General features: G+C 55.4%; 19 protein-coding genes. 9 read left to right on the top strand and 10 right to left on the bottom strand.

The genetic code is table 11. The annotated features are described in order from the left end of the window. Positions 1–199 precede the first annotated feature (199 nt). Entirely contained in the window at positions 200–1,078 is an 879-nt protein-coding gene (locus OHL19_RS02730) for a hydroxypyruvate isomerase family protein (RefSeq protein ID WP_263356051.1), read from the top strand. Here OHL19_RS02730 and OHL19_RS02725 read toward each other — a convergent pair. Next, positions 1,048–2,481 carry an ATP-binding protein gene (locus tag OHL19_RS02725; protein WP_263356050.1) on the bottom strand — a complete coding sequence of 478 codons (1,434 nt, stop codon included), beginning with the start codon at positions 2,479–2,481 and terminating at the stop codon, positions 1,048–1,050. The two genes, OHL19_RS02730 and OHL19_RS02725, sit on opposite strands and share 31 nt — an antisense overlap. Before the next feature lie 5 nt (positions 2,482–2,486). Further along, positions 2,487–3,239: a response regulator transcription factor gene (locus OHL19_RS02720; RefSeq protein ID WP_263356049.1), complete on the bottom strand. Its 753-nt coding sequence runs from the start codon at positions 3,237–3,239 to the stop codon at positions 2,487–2,489. Between the two features lie 302 nt (positions 3,240–3,541). Between OHL19_RS02720 and OHL19_RS02715 the strand changes: the two genes are divergently transcribed. Together OHL19_RS02715 and OHL19_RS02710 are read left to right on the top strand one after the other, a co-directional pair. Further along, positions 3,542–4,147: an RNA polymerase sigma factor gene (locus tag OHL19_RS02715; protein ID WP_263356048.1), complete on the top strand. Its 606-nt coding sequence runs from the start codon at positions 3,542–3,544 to the stop codon at positions 4,145–4,147. Positions 4,148–4,258: 111 nt separating this feature from the next. Next, positions 4,259–5,560: an MFS transporter gene (locus OHL19_RS02710; protein ID WP_263356047.1), complete on the top strand. Its 1,302-nt coding sequence runs from the start codon at positions 4,259–4,261 to the stop codon at positions 5,558–5,560. A gap of 8 nt (positions 5,561–5,568) precedes the next feature. On the opposite strand, the gene OHL19_RS02705 is transcribed toward OHL19_RS02710, so the two are convergent. The 3 genes from OHL19_RS02705 to OHL19_RS02695 are packed head-to-tail and all read right to left on the bottom strand — an operon-like array spanning position 5,569 to position 8,530. Beyond that, complete coding sequence (locus OHL19_RS02705) at positions 5,569–6,606, bottom strand: ComEC/Rec2 family competence protein (protein ID WP_263356046.1); 1,038 nt, start codon at positions 6,604–6,606, stop codon at positions 5,569–5,571. A 44-nt stretch (positions 6,607–6,650) separates the two neighbouring features. Further along, the gene (locus OHL19_RS02700) at positions 6,651–7,466 is read right to left on the bottom strand and encodes an SDR family NAD(P)-dependent oxidoreductase (protein WP_263356045.1); all 816 of its coding nucleotides are present in this window, start codon (positions 7,464–7,466) and stop codon (positions 6,651–6,653) included. Beyond that, complete coding sequence (locus tag OHL19_RS02695; protein WP_263356044.1) at positions 7,463–8,530, bottom strand: galactitol-1-phosphate 5-dehydrogenase; 1,068 nt, start codon at positions 8,528–8,530, stop codon at positions 7,463–7,465. Before OHL19_RS02695 ends, OHL19_RS02700 begins: the two co-directional genes overlap by 4 nt. A 110-nt stretch (positions 8,531–8,640) precedes the next feature. On the opposite strand from OHL19_RS02695, the gene OHL19_RS02690 reads away from it, so the two are divergent. The 6 genes from OHL19_RS02690 to OHL19_RS02665 all read left to right on the top strand — a co-directional run bounded on the left by OHL19_RS02690 (position 8,641) and on the right by OHL19_RS02665 (position 14,731). Further along, positions 8,641–9,540 carry an Fpg/Nei family DNA glycosylase gene (locus OHL19_RS02690; RefSeq protein ID WP_263356043.1) on the top strand — a complete coding sequence of 300 codons (900 nt, stop codon included), beginning with the start codon at positions 8,641–8,643 and terminating at the stop codon, positions 9,538–9,540. A 100-nt stretch (positions 9,541–9,640) separates the two neighbouring features. Beyond that, positions 9,641–10,408: a glucose 1-dehydrogenase gene (locus OHL19_RS02685; protein WP_263356042.1), complete on the top strand. Its 768-nt coding sequence runs from the start codon at positions 9,641–9,643 to the stop codon at positions 10,406–10,408. A gap of 86 nt (positions 10,409–10,494) precedes the next feature. Beyond that, on the top strand, positions 10,495–11,187 hold the full coding sequence (gene msrA, locus OHL19_RS02680; RefSeq protein WP_263356041.1) for a peptide-methionine (S)-S-oxide reductase MsrA: 693 nt from the start codon (positions 10,495–10,497) through the stop codon (positions 11,185–11,187). 105 nt (positions 11,188–11,292) lie between these two features. Continuing rightward, the gene (locus OHL19_RS02675) at positions 11,293–11,586 is read left to right on the top strand and encodes a putative quinol monooxygenase (protein ID WP_263356040.1); all 294 of its coding nucleotides are present in this window, start codon (positions 11,293–11,295) and stop codon (positions 11,584–11,586) included. A gap of 149 nt (positions 11,587–11,735) precedes the next feature. Then, positions 11,736–13,700 carry a phospholipase C gene (locus OHL19_RS02670; protein WP_263356039.1) on the top strand — a complete coding sequence of 655 codons (1,965 nt, stop codon included), beginning with the start codon at positions 11,736–11,738 and terminating at the stop codon, positions 13,698–13,700. Then, positions 13,700–14,731, top strand: coding sequence for a type 2 periplasmic-binding domain-containing protein (locus OHL19_RS02665; RefSeq protein ID WP_263356038.1), 1,032 nt, complete (start codon positions 13,700–13,702; stop codon positions 14,729–14,731). The genes OHL19_RS02670 and OHL19_RS02665 overlap by 1 nt, the downstream gene beginning before the upstream one ends. 15 nt (positions 14,732–14,746) lie before the next feature. Here the strand turns inward: OHL19_RS02665 and OHL19_RS02660 are convergent, their stop codons facing one another. The 5 genes from OHL19_RS02660 to OHL19_RS02640 are packed head-to-tail and all read right to left on the bottom strand — an operon-like array spanning position 14,747 to position 19,165. Next, positions 14,747–15,424 carry an ABC transporter permease subunit gene (locus OHL19_RS02660; protein WP_263356037.1) on the bottom strand — a complete coding sequence of 226 codons (678 nt, stop codon included), beginning with the start codon at positions 15,422–15,424 and terminating at the stop codon, positions 14,747–14,749. Further along, positions 15,421–16,317 carry a methionine ABC transporter ATP-binding protein gene (locus OHL19_RS02655; protein WP_263356036.1) on the bottom strand — a complete coding sequence of 299 codons (897 nt, stop codon included), beginning with the start codon at positions 16,315–16,317 and terminating at the stop codon, positions 15,421–15,423. The genes OHL19_RS02660 and OHL19_RS02655 overlap by 4 nt, the downstream gene beginning before the upstream one ends. Further along, entirely contained in the window at positions 16,292–17,095 is an 804-nt protein-coding gene (locus OHL19_RS02650) for a MetQ/NlpA family ABC transporter substrate-binding protein (RefSeq protein WP_263356035.1), read from the bottom strand. Before OHL19_RS02650 ends, OHL19_RS02655 begins: the two co-directional genes overlap by 26 nt. After that, on the bottom strand, positions 17,092–18,138 hold the full coding sequence (locus OHL19_RS02645) for an LLM class flavin-dependent oxidoreductase (protein WP_263356034.1): 1,047 nt from the start codon (positions 18,136–18,138) through the stop codon (positions 17,092–17,094). The genes OHL19_RS02650 and OHL19_RS02645 overlap by 4 nt, the downstream gene beginning before the upstream one ends. Next, positions 18,131–19,165, bottom strand: a complete 1,035-nt coding sequence (locus tag OHL19_RS02640) for an ATP-grasp domain-containing protein (RefSeq protein WP_263356033.1) — start codon at positions 19,163–19,165, stop codon at positions 18,131–18,133. The genes OHL19_RS02645 and OHL19_RS02640 overlap by 8 nt, the downstream gene beginning before the upstream one ends. Between the last annotated feature and the right edge of the window lie 20 nt (positions 19,166–19,185).

Genomic DNA, 19,185 nt, shown 5'->3' with positions numbered 1-19,185 from the left:
CTGATCTGCGTACTCGCGCTGAGAATCCCCTCACCTTTTTTGCATGAAGCGGAAAATAAAATTCCAAAATGGTTTTGGGCTCGATTCAAGCGAAGTCCGCATCGTGTCGGGCTGCGATGAACCAAGGGCATTTCAGATGGTTGAAGGCTGTTGGATTGCTCTGATAAAGTGAAAGCCTGTCTACAGGTACACCAAACTCATGACATTCCTCAATCGCCGCACACTGGTCAGCTCTGCGATCGCCACCACGGCTACGGCCTTAATCGCCCCTGGGAGTTTTATGTCTGCGGAAGAAAAAGAAACGCCTGTTCCACGCAAAAATCGAATCCATCAATCCGTGTCGCGCTGGTGCTACGAGAAGATTCCGTTGGATCAGCTTTGCGTGGCGGCAGCGGCAATGGGCCTCAAGGGCATTGACTTATTAGAACCCGATGAATTCGAAATCCCGCGTCGTTACGGCCTCATCTGCACGATGGGTTACGTTGACGCAGGCACGATCGGAAAAGCTCTGAATCGCGTGGAAAACCACGATGCGATCGAGGCTGGTTTACGTAAGAACGTGCCACTCGCAGCCAAGGCCGGGGTGCCGAATGTCATCACCTTTTCCGGCCTTCGCGCCGGGCTTTCCGATGAAGAAGGCGCACGCAATACCGTAATCGGTCTGCGCAGAGTGCGCAGCATCGTTGAAGATCACGGCATTAATCTTTGCATGGAATTGCTTAACAGCAAAAAAGATCACCATGACTACATGTGCGACCACACTGCGTGGGGAGTGCGCGTCCTGGAAGAGGTAAACTCGCCGAACATCAAGTTACTGTATGACATCTACCACATGCAGATTATGGAAGGTGACTTGATAGCGACGATCCGTGCTAACAGTAAGTGGCTGGGGCATTTTCATACCGGCGGAGTTCCCGGCAGACACGAACTGAACGATACCCAGGAGGTGAACTGGCGCGGTGTTATGAGCGGCATTGCTGACACCGGTTATACCGGCTATGTTGCTCACGAGTTCGTACCCACCGGAGATCCACTCACATCCCTGCGTCAGGCCGTCGATCTTTGCGATGTTGGCTGATCTGCTTCCACCACGGTAGCGAACAGTGGAAGACGCATCTCCACAATCAAACCTCCACCGGCTGCATTGCGAGCGAGAACTTCGCCGCCATGCAGCCGAATTGCGCGTTCTGCGATTGCAAGGCCTACGCCATAGCCTCCCGTAGATCTCTGCCTGGATAGATCTAGGCGATAGAACGGGCGGAAGATCGACTTCAATCCCTCTTCAGGCACGCCGGGACCATGATCCTGCACAGCGAGTAGAGCAGTCGGTTGTCCACCGAACTCTTCGCGCATCAACTCGATCTCAACCGATGTTCCTTCAGCGGTGTAGGCAATCGCGTTGCGAATCACATTCTCTACCGCGCGGCCAAGCAGTTCGCGACTTCCATGCACCTCAAGGCTCATCGCAGCAACAAAGCTCACGTGGCAGTTCCGTCCCTGTGCCTCATACTCCATATCCGGCAGAAGTTCGCTGACCATATCACTCAGATTTACGCTCTGGCCATCGGGTAAACGCTTGGTCGATTCCAGGTGCGACAGGCTTAGCAACTGACCGATCAGTGCATTCAATCTGCCAGCCTCGCGCTCGATGCGATCCAACTGCTCATCCATGCCGGGCTGAGCTTCTTCACGCGCTAACTCCAGAGCTACACTTAACCGCGCCAGCGGCGATCGCAGCTCATGAGAGACATCTCGAAGCAGCAGCATTTGCGCATCCACGACGGACTCCAAACGATCGGCCATGTGATTGAAGTCATAGACGAGGCCCCACAGTTCATCGCTGCTCTCCGAGTTCTTTTTACCTTTTGGCCACTTGGCGCGAGCACGCAAATTTCCAGCAGCGAGCTGCCTGGCTGCCTCTCGCAGTGAACCGATAGGACGCGTGATCACCATGGTGATGCCAAAGGTGACCAGCACCGATACGATGAGACTAATCACCAGTCGCGGCAGTTCTTCGCGATAGGGAATATAGACTTCCTTGGGATATGTGCCACGCACCAGATAGGCGAATTCCTGGCCGTGCGCATCCTTTACGCGTATACCTTCCAGATAGCCGGGCCCGTGTCGCTCCCCAAGCAGATAGCCGTCTTTGAAGATATTTTTTATCACCGCTGCATATATCTTCTCGTCTACGTCCTGGCAGAGCGCCTTGCCCGACGGGTCAAAGAGAAGAGCAGGCTGATCTGCGGGACTCGGTCCATCCAATGGAAAGACATTCGGAATCGTCAGCATTGCTTTGCAGCCACCGGATTGGTATGCGTCCAGCGAACGCTGCGCGTTTGTCTGCATCATCGCGAACAATGAGGTATAGGCCACTTCGTTCGATTCGAACTGATGCGCAAGGATGAAGATAGTGCAAATAATGATCAGAAATTCGGTGAGCCAGAAGGAAAGAAATATTTTTGTAAATGTGCTTCGCATTCCTGTCAGATCTCCCGACCGGTACGATGCTGGGAACCGGTTGAATGCGGCGGATGAGCTACGGGAACAGCGAGTTGATAGCCTACGGAACGAATTGTTTTGATCTGATCTCCGAGATTGGCTGCATCGTCGAGCTTTCGGCGAAGGCGGCTCACATGCATATCGAGGCTGCGGTCGAATGGATTGAAACGGCGATCGAGAACGATCTCCGTCAGATGCTCACGCGTGAGTATCTGCCCGGGCGACTCCATAAGCGCCCCCAGCAGCGCGAACTCTACATTGGTCAAATCCAACTCCACCTGGTTGCAGACTACGGTTCGCGCTCCGGCATCGAGTTCAATTCCTGCGACGGAAAGATGCTTGATGACGGACCGCTTTTCGTCCGATTGCCGGTTCGCAGCGCTGCGCCTCAGGATCGCCCTGATTCGCGCCAGAAGCTCGCGAGGATTGAAGGGCTTAGGCAGGTAGTCATCGGCGCCTATCTCCAGGCCAACGATGCGATCGATATCTTCGCCGCGCGCTGTGAGTAATAGCACGCTGACTTGCGAGCTCGATCGCAGGCGCCGCAGCACCTCAAATCCATCCAGCCCCGGCAACATCACGTCCAGCAGTACGATTGAATAATTTCCGGTCAGCGCGCGGTGTAATCCGAGTTCCCCGTTGTGCTCCGTAGTTATCTCAAATCCATGACGCATGAGATAGTCCTGGAGCATGGAACATAATTCGATGTCGTCATCGATCAGCAGTACAGGTTCCACAGAGATCCTCAGAAATATAAGCCCTAATTTCCGTTCTACTCCTGAATGCGGGCATTATGCGTAACAATTTGTAACACGACCGACATACATTGTTACGAATCGTGACGCTTTATGACTGCACGCGGTTAGCTGGAGTGGTGTTCTATAGAAGGCAGAACGCACATATTTGGCACTAGCTGCGCGTCCTGCGGGGGAGTATTGCCGGCTGGATGTGTCAACACCAGATACGGATGATCGCGAGTCTCATGTAAACGGCAACTCCCCTAATTTTATTCGGGTCGCAGAAAGCCCAGGAGATTTACATGCCAAGGGAACGCACAGAACTCGTACAGCTATGTCTCGACGGAGACAACACAGCCTGGGCTCGCCTTGTCGAAGAGTATCGCGGCCTCGTCTACGGCATTTGCTACCTCTTCTGCGGTTCGACACAGGACGCGGAAGATCTGATGCAGGATACATTTCTCAAAATCTGGACGAATCTTGCCAGCTACGATCCTTCCCGTGGTGAGCTCAGGGGATGGATTGCTACCGTTACGCGTAACCAGCGAGTAGACCGCTATCGCCGCAGCGGACAGCAGCGTCGCACAGATTCTCTTGACTCGATTGATGCCAGCCGCGAACAGGCTGGATCGCTGCCCCTCTCGCAGAAGCTGGCCGACACGAGGCCCACTCCGCATGACTCCGCTGTTACGAGCCAGGTCAAGGCTATCGTCACCAGCGCAGTGAAGAAGATCTCTCCAGAGATGCGCGAAGTCGTCACCATGCGATTCGTCCATGAGCTCGATAACCAGGAGATCGCTCATCGCCTGCGTATTCCAGAGGGCACGGTGAAGTCCCGCACCAACCGCGGCCGTGCGCAGCTTGCATCGCTGCTGCGCCCGATGCGGCAGGCTCTCGGAACGGCCTGATTCCTTCCTGAATGTGCGCTGGCCGCGTGTGGGGCGCAATAGCGTGTGAAGCTCATGTACTATGAGGTGGTCGCGCTAGCCTGTTGATATGCCTGCGCAACCACCTTCTTCATGCTCTCTACCGACAACGGCCACATCTCGCGACGACGATGGCGTATTGCGTGGCTGCTTGGGTTCGGCGTGCTCGTCAATTATTTTGACCGCGTCAATCTCTCCGTTTCGCAGGCCGCGCTATTTACAACCTTCAGCATCTCAAGCGTTACGTTTGGCTATCTCTCGGGTGCCTATAACTGGACCTACGCGATGTGCCAGTTACCTATCGGAGTGATCCTCGATAAATTTGGCGTTAAACGTGTAGGCCGCGTCAGCATCTTCCTGTGGAGCATCGCTTCCTTCGCTGCGTCCGTCAGCCCCGGTATTGGGAGTCTCTTCGGTGCCCGGTTGCTGCTCGGAGTAGGCGAAGCGCCTACTTTCCCTGCAAATGCCAAGGCCATCGGCTACTGGTTTCCGCAAAAGGAGCGCAGCTTCGCCACTGCGATCTTCGACTCCGCAGCAAAATTTTCATCCGCCATTGGCGTTCCTCTTCTCGGCATAGTGCTGATCAGGATTGGGTGGCGCTGGAGCTTCGCAGTTACCGGCATTATCAGCATCCTCTATTTTCTTTTTTTCTGGCGAATCTACCGTGACCCGCAGGACGATCCAGAGCTCAGTGACTCAGAGCGAGCCTATATTGAGCAGGACAATCATCTGCCCGCTGTCTCCGAGGCGAACGGCAAGCCTGCGCCGCTCGCCATTCTTCTGCTTCAGAAAAAAGTCCTCGGGCTGGCGTTGGGCTTCGGCTCTTATAACTATGTTTTCTATTTACTGCTGACGTGGCTGCCCAGCTATCTATCGAGTGCCCTGCACATCGATCTGCTGCACTCTTTTCTTTACACGGGTGTGCCCTGGCTCGTGGCTACATGCGCGGACTTGATTGTAGGCGGGTGGCTTGCAGACTCGCTCATTCAACATGGATGGGATGCGAACCGCGTACGAAAAACAATTCTGATTTGCGGCATGACCTGCGGACTGGGCATTCTCGGTGCGGCCAATGCTCATACACCGGTACGCGCACTTATATGGATCAGCATCTCGATCGGAGGACTGTCTGCGGCAGCGCCAATCGGCTGGTCTATCCCATCTCTAATCGCGCCGCGCAGCAGTGTTGGAAGCGTGGGTGGAATCGTCAATTTTTCCAATCAACTATCTGGAATCGCAGCGCCGATCATCACTGGATACGTGTTCGCGGCGCTGCACTCCTTCGCCTGGGCCTTTGGCGTCTCCGCCATTTACCTGCTCATTGGTATTGCAGCTTACATCTTCCTGCTCGGTCGAATAGAACCTATGCAACTGGAAGCAAACCAGGCAAACTAATTCTTCGCCTAATTGCTCTTCGCCTCATAGTGTTTCGTCTTCTGGGTTCGCGCGTTGATCACGTCAAAGCTTCCGTCAGGACTGGCTACGAGTTCAAGACCGTAGCCTGCATCCGGCCCCTTAGGATTAGCGATATATTCGGCGTCTGTGTTATTTGCTTCTCCGCCCTCGTTGGAATAATGAATCTGCCACAGAGTCTCAAGCCCAGGAGCACTGCGAATCGTTTGCAGTGTGGGTGTCGAGCCGCCTTTATCCGCTCCGTTATCCATAATTGCAACGCGTGAATGAATCGCGTCCACAAGGGCTGGGCTGGAGCTTTGATTCCATCCATGATGAGAAACGATATACACATCAATGTGTCCCAGCTTGTTTGCCGGGCACATCAACTGCATCTCTTTATCCCAGGTTAGATCGCCGAGATCGATCAGCTTCAACTTGCCAAAGTTGATCTCAATGCCGAGAGAGCGCGCGTTTTCTGTCTGATCCGCCGGCCTCACCTCAGATTGCTGGCAATAGCTGTTTGCTTCGCCCGCACCAGGCAGAGGATTGGCAATGAGATTCCCATCTGAGCTGATGACTGTCGCAGTGATTCCTTTGACTGGAAGCACATCGCCCGGCTTCAGATGAATGTTCTTATATTTTCCAGTGGCAAGGATCTTCTGATATGCCGCGTACCCCGCCTCCGTCACGCCCTTATCCATCTCGCGATTGGGGCCGTGATCAATGAACGTACCGATGGGAATGCGCTCAGCAAGTTGAGGCAGTCCACCGACATGATCGACGTGATAGTGCGTAAACATGACGTAATCTATCTTGCTGATGCCTGCCTGCTTCGCTGCTGCAACAATGCGGTCTGCATCGCGGCCATTGCTGCCGGGCCAGCCTGTATCCACCAGTAATGACTGTCCCGCAGGAGTAATAAACAGCGTGGATTGACCACCCTCAACATCCATAAAGTAGATGCGAAGTTTGTGAGCATCGGGTTTGGCGTTGCCCTGACTTTGAGCTTGCGCCGATGCGAGAGCTCCAACAAAAGCAACTGCCATACACGCGTTCAGAAATTTACGACCAGGCTTTATTTTGAACATGCTCATTTCTCGTCATCCTTTTCGATTGGTACGGCTGGACGACTCGTCGCCCGCGTTGCTCCTGTAGAAACGCCTCCATCCACCAGCAGAGTTTGCCCGGTGACATAGCGACTGGATTCGGATGCCAGAAAAACGACGGCCCCATCCAGATCATGTGGCTCGCCTGTGCGCTTCAACGGGATGCGATCCGTGATGTACTCGACCCACGCTCGATCTTCATACAAAACTTTATTCTGCTCCGTCCTGAACCAGCCAGGGGCAAGGCAATTCACGGTGATTCCATACTTACCCCAATCATCGGCGAGGCTCATCGTAAGCTGCTTGATGCCACCACGACTCGCGCCGTATGGACCAAGCCCCGCAAAGCCGGAAACGCTGGTGACCGAACCGATGTTGATGATCCGCCCGTATCCATGACGAACCATGCCGCGTGCAATCTGCTGCGCCACAAAAAAACTACCGCGCAGGTTTGTGTCCAGCACAAGATTCCAATCGTCCCAACTTACGTCGAACGCGGGCTTGCGCACATTGCAGCCTGCGTTGTTCACAAGAATATGCACCTGATCGCAGGCTGCCTCCACTACTTCAGCCATGCGCAGAATACTGCCGTGATCGCGAACGTCCAGCTCAAGCGGAATCACCTTGCGCCCCATCGCTTCTATCTCGGAAACAAAGGGTGCCAGGTCTTCGCACCGCCGGCTGGTCACGATCAGATCCGCACCTGCGCCCGCCAGTGCGCGCCCAAAATACTGGCCCAACCCGCGGCTTGCGCCGGTAATTAATGCAGTCTGTCCACTCAGATCGAATAAGGATTTCATCTTGCAACACGCTCCTCACGCTCGCTGCCAATTCGAGGATCGAGAACAATCTTCATCAGGTTTGGTTCACGCGCATGAAGCCGGTTAAACCAGCTTGCTCCATCGGCCAGCGGAGCTACGGCGGTGATGAGCGGAGCAACTTTGATCTGCCCGCTCGACACGAGTTCCATAGCCTGCGGATATTCGCCGCAGGAAGCGCACGATCCCTGGAGTCGAATCTGCCGCGAAACCACCTTCTGCAATGGCAATGTGACCTGCGGAGTAATGTTGCCAATCAACGTAACGGTGCCGCCTTTGCGCACTGCGTCAACAGCCGCGGCGACGGTTTCATCGCGGCCAACCGCTTCAAGCACGACGTCCATACCCCGGCCATCGGTCAGTCGCAGTGCTTCCCGCACCATCTCCGCACCGGATGCCAGAACAGTTGCATCCGCGCCTAACTCGGCAGCAAGCCTCAACCGGGTCGCATCTACATCGGCTACAAAGACTCGCTTGCATCCCGCTGCCTTTGCAGCCTGAAGGATCAGCAATCCGATCATTCCCGCGCCGATAACCAGCGCCGTCTCGCCGCCTGCCAACTCCGTAACCGCAACTGCGTGGATAGCGACCGCCACAGCCTCAAGCATGGCGGCTTCCGCGAAGGAAAGCGCATCCGGCAAGCGATAGACGATGCGTTCGGGTACTGAGACATATTCGGCAAAAGCGCCCGCACGGCGGAACTCCGCGCAGGACACGCCTACGACCTGCCGATCATTGCAGAGATTGATCGCGCCGCTCAGGCAGAATTCGCAAACTCCGCAATAGACGGTTGAATCGAATGTGACCCGATCGCCAACAGCGAAGCGGCTAACCTCAGCACCTATGGCGGCGACTACTCCCGCAGCCTCATGCCCCATTACCAGCGGTGGAATGCGGCGTCCCGAGGAGCCGTCGTATCCATGCACGTCGCTGCCGCAGATGCCGCAGGCCGCTACTTCGACCAGCACTTCGTCGGACGCAATCACGGGACGAGGCACGTCTGCAACTTGTAAATTGCTGTATTCGGAGAGAAGAAGAGCTTTCATTGGAGATGAAATCCTCGCCTACCAATGTACAACCTTCGATGTGCGGCGCGTTTTTTGGAAAAGTACAGAATGCTTGCAAATTCAGCCGGGAAAGCTGCAAGCTGTTATCCATGCCGGAACTGCCCGATATCGCCGCCTATATCGTTGCTCTGGAACCGCGCATTGTTGGCCAGCCGCTCGAACATGTACGCATCGCCAGCGCTTTTCTGCTCCGCACAGCGCTGCCACCGGTCAGGGATGCGGAAGGCCGAAATGTCCGCGAACTGAGGCGTGTCGGCAAGCGAATCGCTATCGGTCTGGAGAACGACCTGTGGCTGGTGCTGCACCTCATGATTGCCGGACGTCTCCACTGGAGACCTGCGGCGGCAAAGCTGGCCGGGCGCAACGCACTGGCGGCATTCGATTTTCCTGACGGATCACTAGTGCTGACCGAAGCAGGGTCAAAACGCCGAGCATCGCTGCACGTAGTCAGCGGCGAGGCTGCATTGCGGGCGATGGACCCTGGTGGTATTGAACCGATGACCGCCAGCCTGGATGCCTTTCGCGCCGCTCTTACCGTTGAAAATCGTACGCTCAAGCGCGCGCTCACCGATCCACGAATCATCAGCGGTATCGGCAACTCCTATTCGGATGAAATTTTGCACGCGGCTCAGCTCTCACCCATCACGCAGACTCACAAGCTTACGGCCGAGCAATGGATGCGGCTTCACTCCGCAACGCTGGCGACGCTCCAGAGATGGATCGATCGGCTCGGCAGCGAAGCTCAGAACTCCTTTCCGGAGAAGGTGACCGCCTTTCGCCCGGAGATGGCGGTCCACGGCCGTTTTGGAGAGCCCTGCCCTGTGTGTGGAGAGAAAATTCAGCGGATCCGTTACGCGGATAACGAGACGGATTACTGTGCTCGCTGCCAGACGGAGGGGAAAGTTCTCGCGGATCGAAGCCTGTCGAGGCTGCTCAAATCCGATTGGCCTCGTACACTGGACGAGCTTGAAGCGCTCAAGCGTAAATGAAAATTCACGGTGCGTTTAATTTCGACGCACCGCACATACATCCAACCTCACAGGTACATCCAACCCCGCATGTATATCCAATCCTAAGGAGAAGTGCAGAATGAATCTCAGCGGAAAAGTAGCTGTAGTGACCGGCGCAGGTACAGGCATTGGACAGGCCATTGCAGTCGCCTTCGCTGAAGCAGGCGCATCTGTCGTAGTGGATTATGTCGGCGGCCCGGCAGTCCCGACTGAGACGCTCAGCAGGATCGCCGCGGTGCAGGGAAAAGCCATTGCAGTGGCTGCGGATATCTCCAATCCTGATGCGGTGAACGAGCTTGTTCAGAAAACAGTCACGACCTTTGGACGATTGGATATTTTTGTCAACAATGCTGGGATCGAAAAAAAGTTTGCCTTTGTTGACTATCCGCTGGAGGAGTGGCTGAAGATTATCGCAGTCAATCTTACCGGGCCTTTTCTATGCTCTCAGGCGGCAGCCCGGCAGATGATCCTCCAGGGAAACGGCGGCCGCATCATCAATATCTCATCGATTCATGAGGATCTGCCGTTGCTCACGAACGCTCCCTACTGTGCCAGCAAGGGCGGTCTGCGCATGTTAATGCGGACCATCGCGGTCGAACTGGCTCCGCATAACATTACGGTCAATAACATCGGCCCGGGCGCAATCTATACCCCGATTGATTTTGATGTCCAGAACGATCCGGCATTGAACGCGCAGTTACTCTCCGAGATTCCCCTGCGGCGCTGGGGACAGCCGGAAGAAGTAGCGAAGCTGGCGCTCTACCTGGCCAGCGACGATGCCTCGTATGTGACAGGCAGCACGCATTTTATTGACGGCGGGATGTTGAGGAATGCCGGTGGTTTGTAATCGAATCAGAACGACGTTTTCGATTTAGCATGTAACCAATCTTCTCCGGCAAACATCTGAAGTGCAGGAGTATCGAGGTGTCCGTTATGTTTTCTCATTCACATCGCATCTTTCGTTTCACGCTGGCGTTTGGTTTTCTACTCTCGCTGGCTGCCTGCTCTACCAACGCCCAGCCGAAGTCTCCCGTTCCCGTTGCAACGGTCGATGATGCACTTACTGCCACCCCTGGCAAGGCAGTTGCGGTATTCGCTGGCGGATGTTTCTGGGGTACGCAGTCTGTTTTCGAGCGCGTTAAAGGGGTAACCGATACCATGGCTGGATACTCCGGCGGCGCAGGCGCAACAGCAACGTACGATCAGGTCACAACTGAAACCACCGGCCATGCTGAGTCTGTCAAGGTTGTCTACGATCCTTCGCGTATCACGTATGGGCAGCTTCTGCGCATCTTCTTCTCGGTCGCCCATGACCCGACCCAACTCAACCGGCAGGGGCCCGATGTAGGTACCTCATACCGCTCGGTTATCTTCTATGCGAATGATCAGCAGAAGCGAATCGCTACGGCATACATTGCGCAACTCGACGCAGCAAAGGTATTTCACCGAGCTATTGTTACGGAGGTCACGCCACTCAAGGGCTTCTATACTGCCGAGTCTTATCATCAGGACTATGCCATGCATAATCCCGGCAACCCGTATATCCTTGTCTGCGACAAGCCGAAGATCGAAGCACTCAAGGCTGAGTTTCCTGAGTACTTTTTCGACTACAAAGGCAAGCGGTAAAACAAATCAGGCCTGTACATGAACATGTACAGGCCTTGAACGATCACCCGGATCTCACCTCGATCTCTGCACCTCATTTCACAGCAAATACATAAGGAGAAACTCGTGGAAAAGCTCGCACTTTTGGCCATTCTGGATGCCAAGCCAGGCAAAGAAGCGGAACTCGAAGCATTTCTGAAATCAGCGCTGCCGCTGGCCCAACAGGAAGCCGGTACTGTGTCCTGGTACGCGATCAAGATCAGCGACTCCAAGTTCGGAATTTTCGATACGTTCGCCGATGAAGCAGGCCGCAATGCCCACCTTACCGGAGACATCGCCAAAGCGCTCTTTGCCAAAGCAGAAGAGTTGCTCGCATCGACGCCTCAGATCGACAAGCCGGAAATCCTCGCGGCCAAATAACCTCGGTCCGCAGCGCGATTGTCATCACTACGAATGCTCGCGTTATCCTTTGAATAGCGCAGTGTGATGCAGAGCTTTCCGTCTTTGCCATGACTGCCATTTCTCAGGAGAAGGTTTGGTCTACACCGAACCCGCGGGATATTTACATCATGGCTACCCGAAGAGTCATCGCACTATTACTGGCCGTCTGCGCCGCTTCAGCACGGGCGCAGACGCCTCAGAACACTATAGAAATCGCGCCTGAATCCAGTAAGACAGTGCAGCAGGCGGTCATCGATGTTGCAAAGGAACCTTCGCTTTCTCAAGAACAGAAGATCAAGCTGCTTCGTCAGCACATTAAATATGTGTTTATTTTGTTCCAGGAAAATCGTGCCTTCGATTTTTACTTCAGCACCTATCCTGGAGCCGATGGTCTCTACTCTCGGCCGGCTTCGCAGATTGCCGGTTTTACGCAGCCGATCGTCAACGTTGACGGCACTGTAAGTACGATCTCTCCTTTCAAGATTCCATCGTCTGTTGTTGATGCGAATGGCAAGACTGTGCCGCTCTACCCAACGGACATCGCCTCGGTCAATCACAGCCATCTCAGCATTGCCCACAAGCTGGATCTGGATGCCAACTCCGTTGCACAAAATGATCGCTACGCGCTTACGGAAGAGGGCGTTACTCTTGTCGATGGCAAACCATCCAGGTTTCCTTCGCTTGAACGCAAGCAGTTCGGCGAACTGGTTATGTCGCACGTCGACTGCGACACCGCACCCTTCTTGTGGAATTACGCCGACCGCTTCACTCTGTTCGATCATTTCTTTGATACGGTGATTGGGCCATCCGGACCAAACGCAATTGCCATGATCGCTGGGCAATCGGGCGAGACGGAATGGATGCTTCATCCACAACTCGCCGAGGGCAAGCACGGTACAGCCTTACCGATGGTTGCGAATGCCCATCCCTATTGGGGATTGGCGCAGGATGCGGCAGGCAATCCCAAACAGCCGCACCCTACGACGGACAAAGATCCTGCTCCGAATCTCACATTCGCCACGCTGCCGCTTTCCTTCATGGGCAATGAGATTGAGAAGACCACCGCAGCGGATTACGACCCAGCCTTTGACCTGCTTGATGTGCAGGACGATATCAAGAAGATCGCAGGGCACGGCGTTCCGGCTATTAACTGGGGCTGGTATCAACAGGGCTATGACCACGAACCTACCGACCCGGCCGGAGTGGCGACGCACAACGACTATGTGATCCATCACAATGGGCCGCAGTACTTCGGCTATGTCTCGGATAACCCGCTCGCCAGCGCGCATATGCATGGCATGGGTGAGTTTTTTTCTGACATCGCAGCCCGTTCGCTGCCTGCTTCCGGAGTGTTCTATGTACGCGGCGGTTATGGCAATATCGCGGGTCTTCCACCTGCCGACCCTAATCCAAAATTAGCGACGGTCTTCAATGGAAATGACGACCATCCCGGCTACTCCGACTCTGGCATCAGTGAAGCGTTTCTAGCCAAGGAAATCAATGCTATCGCGCGCAGCCCTTATTGGAATGAGAGCGCGATCCTGATCGCTTATGACGAGTCAGACGGCCTCTACGATCATGCTCAGCCACGAGTTCGTTCGCATGACGCGGCTGGAGTTCCGCTGGACCAAGGTCCGCGTATTCCCTTCGTTCTCATCTCACCGTATGGCGTTGCACACGCTGTTTCGCATCAGCCTGCGGAGCACAGCTCCATCATCAAATTTGTCGATGAGCTATTCAACCTGATTCCACTCGCAGACTTACCCGATGAAGAAAAAGGCCGCCAGATTGGCGTAGAAAAATTCGGCCAGAAAGATCTCGGCCCTGCCGATGACAAGGTCGAGGGAGTAGGCGACCTGCTGACTGGTTTCGATAACTTACGCCTGCTCGGCAAACGCAAACCTCTTCCCGCCGAGTACGCGATTATTCCTGAGCCGATGATCGAAAGCTTTCCCCACATGCAGGGCCAGGGCTGCCATGTGCTTGGTATTACTCCGACTGATTTTGGCAAGCCCAATCCAGTGCCTGCCGACTTCAATCCACGGCCCGACACGTCGCCCGGCATCCCGACTTCCGGAACATGGGTTCCATAATGCGTCGCGCCCTGCCTGGTACATTGTTGCTGCTTGCGTTATGTTCCTTCAAGTGTGCCTTTGCGACGCAGCCAACGGATGCCACGCTCGACCGGCTGCATAAGACCAGCACGCTTGTCTGCGGCATCGACCAGAATGAAGCAGAGTTCTCGACTACGGACGATCATGGCTCCATCGTTGATTTTGATCGGGAGCTCTGCAAGGCAGCCGCTGTCGCTGTAATTGGGCGCGACGCCAAAGTCGTTATCAAGGGCTACCCTGACGACCAGACCAGCCTCGCTGCGCTTCGTTCGGGCGAGATTGATGTTGTGGCATCTATCAGCGCGGACTTCACACACAGCACAGATGCATCCATTCAGCTAACGCGCCCTGTTCTCTACGACAGCGTTGGAGTCATGGTGCCGACTGTATCCAATATCGCGACTCCATCCGATCTCAGTGGACACAAAATCTGCTTCCTGGCAGAGACGGAAGTGGAAGTAATGCTGCGTACATGGTTTGAAAAGCGGCATCTCGATTTCATTCCTTTTCCGTTTCAGGAAGAGGGCGAAATGGAGGCCGCATATGTGACCGGCAACTGCACCGGTCTTGCTGGAGACATCACACGGCTTGCCACCTCCCGGGTCAGCTTTGGTGCACAGGCAAACAAATACAAGCTGCTTCCTGAGATCCTCTCCAAAGACCCGCTGGCACTTGCTTATCGCAGTTCAGATGCGCAGTGGGGGCGAGTTCTTGAATGGACGATCAATGCTCTGATCCAGGCAGAGGAGAGCGGCGTTACAGCTTCTAATGTTGAATCGATGCAGTCAAGTCACGATCCAGCAATTGCACGATTGCTGGGCAAATCCCATGAGGTTGGAAGACCTCTTGGCCTTGACGAGAACTGGGCCGCGCATACGATTCAAGCCGTCGGCAACTATGGTGAGATCTTCGCTCGTGATCTTGGCCCAAACTCCCAGTTGAAAATACCTCGCGGGCAAAACGAGCTTTGGGACAAGGGCGGCCTGATGTACGCGCTTCCGCTGAAATAATCGCGCGCCGAAAATCTATCGTCGATCGAGCTGCCTGGCTGCAGTGTTGCCTGCCCATTGCATGCCCTGCACTAATGCCAGCAGCACGACGACAGCGGCAAGCAGGACATCCATGCGGAAGCGCTGATAACCATAACGGATAGCCAGGTCGCCCAGGCCACCACCGCCTACCGCGCCAGCCATCGCAGAGAAGTTGATCATGGTGATTCCAAGCACTGTGCCTGCGCGAATCAATCCAGGAACGGCCTCAGGAATATACACTTTCCACATTGCCTGCCAGGGTGTCGCCCCCATCGTAATCGCCGCCTGCACAAGGCCCGGATCAACCTCAAGCAGTGCCGCTTCGGCGAGTCTCGCAGCGTAAGGCGTTCCACCAAAGACCAGTGGCACCATTGCCGCCACTGTGCCTATCGAACTACCAACCAGCAACCTTGTCAGCGGCAACAGAAGCACAATCAAAATCAAAAATGGGATGCTTCGCGTCAGGTTCGTGATGGCCGCCAGCCCCTGATAAACAGAGGGCGTGGGGCTAATCCCATCGCGACTAGTCGCCACCAGAAGCGCACCGATTGCCAGACCCGATAAGGCGCATAGAGGTGCCGAGACAGCCACCATGCACAACGTCTCCCACGCGGCAGGGAGCAGCACGTCCATGAGAGAACCGACGTTGGAGCCAAGGCCTAAATCGATCATGCCTGCTCCAGTTCAGGATGCCAGGCGTGCCCCGGTCTCCATGAGCTTTCGACTGACAACGCAGGAGAAACGCGATGAGTCAGAAGCCGGCGAGTTGCTGCGCTTTGCGGCCGCTCCAGCACCTGGCGCACGGAGCCCGTCTCCGCAACGCGACCTTTGTCCAGCACGGTCACGCTGTCGCACAGATCTGCCGCCGCAGTTATGTCGTGCGTGATCACAAGAATTGTCACACCGAGTTCGTCGCGAATACGGCGCAACACTTCGATGACCGAGGACTTTGTCTCGGGATCGAGCGCCGACGTTGGCTCATCCGCAAGCAGCACTGCAGGACTGGTAGCCAAAGCACGCGCTAGGGCAACGCGCTGCCTCTGCCCTCCACTAAGACGCGCTGGATACGCATCTGCCTTCTCCGCGATGTCGAACCATCCCAGCAACTCTTGCACGCGTTCTCGAATCACGCTCCTCGATGTGCCTACAAACTCAAGCGGCAGAGCGACGTTGGCTGCAACCGTCCGGGAGAGCATCAGATGCAGATGCTGAAACACGACACCAATCTGCTGCCGCTCCTCACGCAACTTGCGTTCGTTGAGCCCACTCCAGATGCGCCCGGCAATAGCAACCTGTCCAGAATCCGGTTGCTCCAATCCTGCAAGAATGCGCAGCAGCGTTGTCTTGCCCGCGCCGCTTGCGCCTAACACTCCATGAATCGCTCCAGCAGGCACTGCGAGATTTACATGATCGAGCGCGACCGTAGCGACAGAGGGCCCAGAGGCATCAGACACGCCTCCGCCCCCACCATATCGCTTGGTGAGTTCTCGTGCCTCAATTGCCAGTCCGGCACTCAACTCTTCGCTCTGCCTCACTCCATTATTTCGCTGGATAGATTGCCCCATGATAATGTTCCGTCACAAAAGTTCTTGCGTGTTCGCCAGTCAACAGTGCAGCCAACGCCAGTAATTGAGGCACATTCTGCTTATCGCTGTTTACCGCCAGTACGTTGGCATAGGGAGAATCCGCAGTCTCACTCAGCAGTGAGCCAGTCCTGGGATTTAGTCCGGCGTCCAATGCGAAGTTGGCATTGATCACGGCCAGATCTACATCTTCAAGACTGCGTGGAAGCTGCGCCGCGTCAATAGGCTGCAATACGAGATGCTTTGGATTATCGGCTATCTTCGCATCGTTTCCTGCGGCCAGCTTTATCAGGCCTGCTGTCTCCAGCAAGTGCAGACCGCGTCCTTCGTTCACTGGATCATTTGGCAGCGCAATCCGCGCGCCGCTCTGCAATGCAGCAAGGCTTTTTGTCTTCCCTGCATAGATCGCCATGGGAGGCAGATACACCTTGCCCAGCGAAACAAAATGCGCACCATGATCGCGATTGAAGAGCGCGAGGAATGCAGTGTTCTGATAGAGATTCGCATCCAGATCGCCGCTCGCAAGAGCCATGTCCGGTTGCACGTAATCTGTGAACGGAACGATCTTGAGATGTATGCCCTGCTTCTCAAGATCGGGCTTGATTGCGTCGAGAATCTCTTCCGCTGGTCCTGGCGTTACGCCAACACGCAGATCGCTGCTGCTGTTTTGACGGCAACCCGCCAAGGTCAACAGAACGGAAAATCCAGCAAGCACGGCTACTCGTCGCAGAGTAGTTGTGTAACTCGCGGCGATCTTCATGCGGTAGCTAACTCGCGAATTACCAATTCGCCAAAGCGCTCCATTTCCTCGTATTGAGGGCTGAACTGAAGCAGCGTGAGATCCACGCCAACGCGCTCAAACTCACCAAGCCGATCCTGAACCTGGTTCACGGAGCCGACAAGGCCGGTTCTCAAACCTCGATTTGAAACCGAGTATTCCTCGATCGACATTCTGCGCTCCAGTTGCGTTCCCGCCAGCCATTGCTGGTAGTTCGCGAAGCCGGATGCATTCTGCTTCACGTCGGTTATGCGCTCTAACTCACGCTTGGCCTCAGCCTCTGTTTCACGCACAATTGCGTAGCCTGCCACGCCATACTGCATCGGCGGCAGCCCCAGCTTTTCACGGCGTTCACGCATGTCTGCAATCTTGCTGCCCACCACTTCAGGCGAGTCTCCATGCATGAGATAGGCATCGCACTTGCGCGCGATCAGATCCTTTGCCGTATCCGATTCACCACCGGCATAGAGCGGAATTCGAGGCTTCCTCACCGGCTTCGGCTCAAGCACCGTGTCTTCGACGGAATAGAATTTGCCGCTAAAACTAAAGCGCGGCTGGCTCCATACGCCGTCCACAATATCCAGCCACTCCGAGGTGCGCGCATAGCGATCGTCATGCTTGTCGAACTGCACTCCGTACATGCGCGCCTCTTGTTCCCACCAGGACGAGACGACATTCAACGACAGGCGACCGCCGCTGATATGGTCGATGTTCGATGCCTGCTTGGCTGCAAGTGCAGGCGTATGAAACGTTGGCCGCACAGCCACCATTAGCTCGATGCTCTTTGTCACCGCAGCCAGCGCTGCGGTTGTGGACCACGCATCCAGGCTGGGCGCTTCAATGCCCTTGATGTCATTCAGGTTCAGTTCTGGAATCAGCGTGAGAGCATAGCCAAGCTCTTCACTGCGCTGCACCAATCGACGCACATACTCCCACGTCGTTGGCATCTGTTCATCTTCAACATTACGCAGCCAGCCGCCAAATGTAGGCGTCCAAAACCCGAAGCGAATCCCGGAGCTAGCCACGGTTCACCTCTGCTTCAACGACTGCCTGCAGATAATCCGCAAGGTTCTCGAAGGGATTGAAACCGACCACGCGCGTGGCGTCCGCAACAAAGTTGGAAAGCGCATTTACGTCGTAATAGTAGACCTCGCCGTCGCGATCATCCACGACATACTCGATGCCACCGACGTCGATACCCGCTGCCTGCACAATCTTTTCAACATTCGCGATCACATCTGCGGGAGGCGTATATCCCTCCACCTTGAGCCCGGCCTTCGCTGCCTCAATCACGCAGGCCCCGCCGCCGGTATTCGTCAGCGCTTCTCCACGTGTACTCTGGCAAATATCCGCGGGACAAAGATCAAATGTCTCCCCGGTCAGGTGCACCTGGATTGCATACAGATACTTCCCGCCCAACGTCTCAACGCGAGTGATATGGCCGCCTCGTGCCGGCACAAACTCCTGCACCAGTCCGATATGATCGAAGCCCAGTTCCAGGGTGCCCGCATCAATTGCAGCCTGCAATTCCGCAGGGGAATCGAAGCGCACAATGCCGGCGCCGCTGCCTCCGACATTTGGCTTAACCACCACGGGATAGCGCAGCCCTTCGCTGGCCGCAACTGCGTGACGAGGATCATGAATCACGCGTGACTTGGGAAAGCGAATGCCAAGCTCAGCAAGCAACGACAATTGCAGCGCCTTCGATATCTCATACCGGAAAGCCTTGGTCCCGTTGATCACACGTACACCCTGCAACTCCAACTGCCCCAGCCAGCTCAGCGTATGCAAAATCGCCGATCCATGCCCACGCCGATCTGCCGATGGGCTCATGCGATTAAACAGCACGCGGAACCCGGGACGCTCTCCACCCGGCGTATAAAAATGCTCCGGCGCGAAGATCTTGCTGTAGCTTTCACCACGCTTATCCAGCTCCGCAAAGGTAGGCTGAAACCACTGCGGGTGTTCATAAAAAAACGCAAGCGGCGCGTTGCTTAATTCGCTGTGTTTTGTATCCAGTTCCACGTCCACTGTTGCAGTCGTTGCACTCATCGCAATCATCCTTTTCCTGT

This window comes from Acidicapsa ligni, from assembly GCF_025685655.1.
Taxonomy (GTDB): Bacteria; Acidobacteriota; Terriglobia; order Terriglobales; family Acidobacteriaceae; genus Acidicapsa; species Acidicapsa ligni.
Note: the sequence above shows the minus strand (reverse complement) of the source record. Positions and strands in the feature narration are given on the sequence as shown.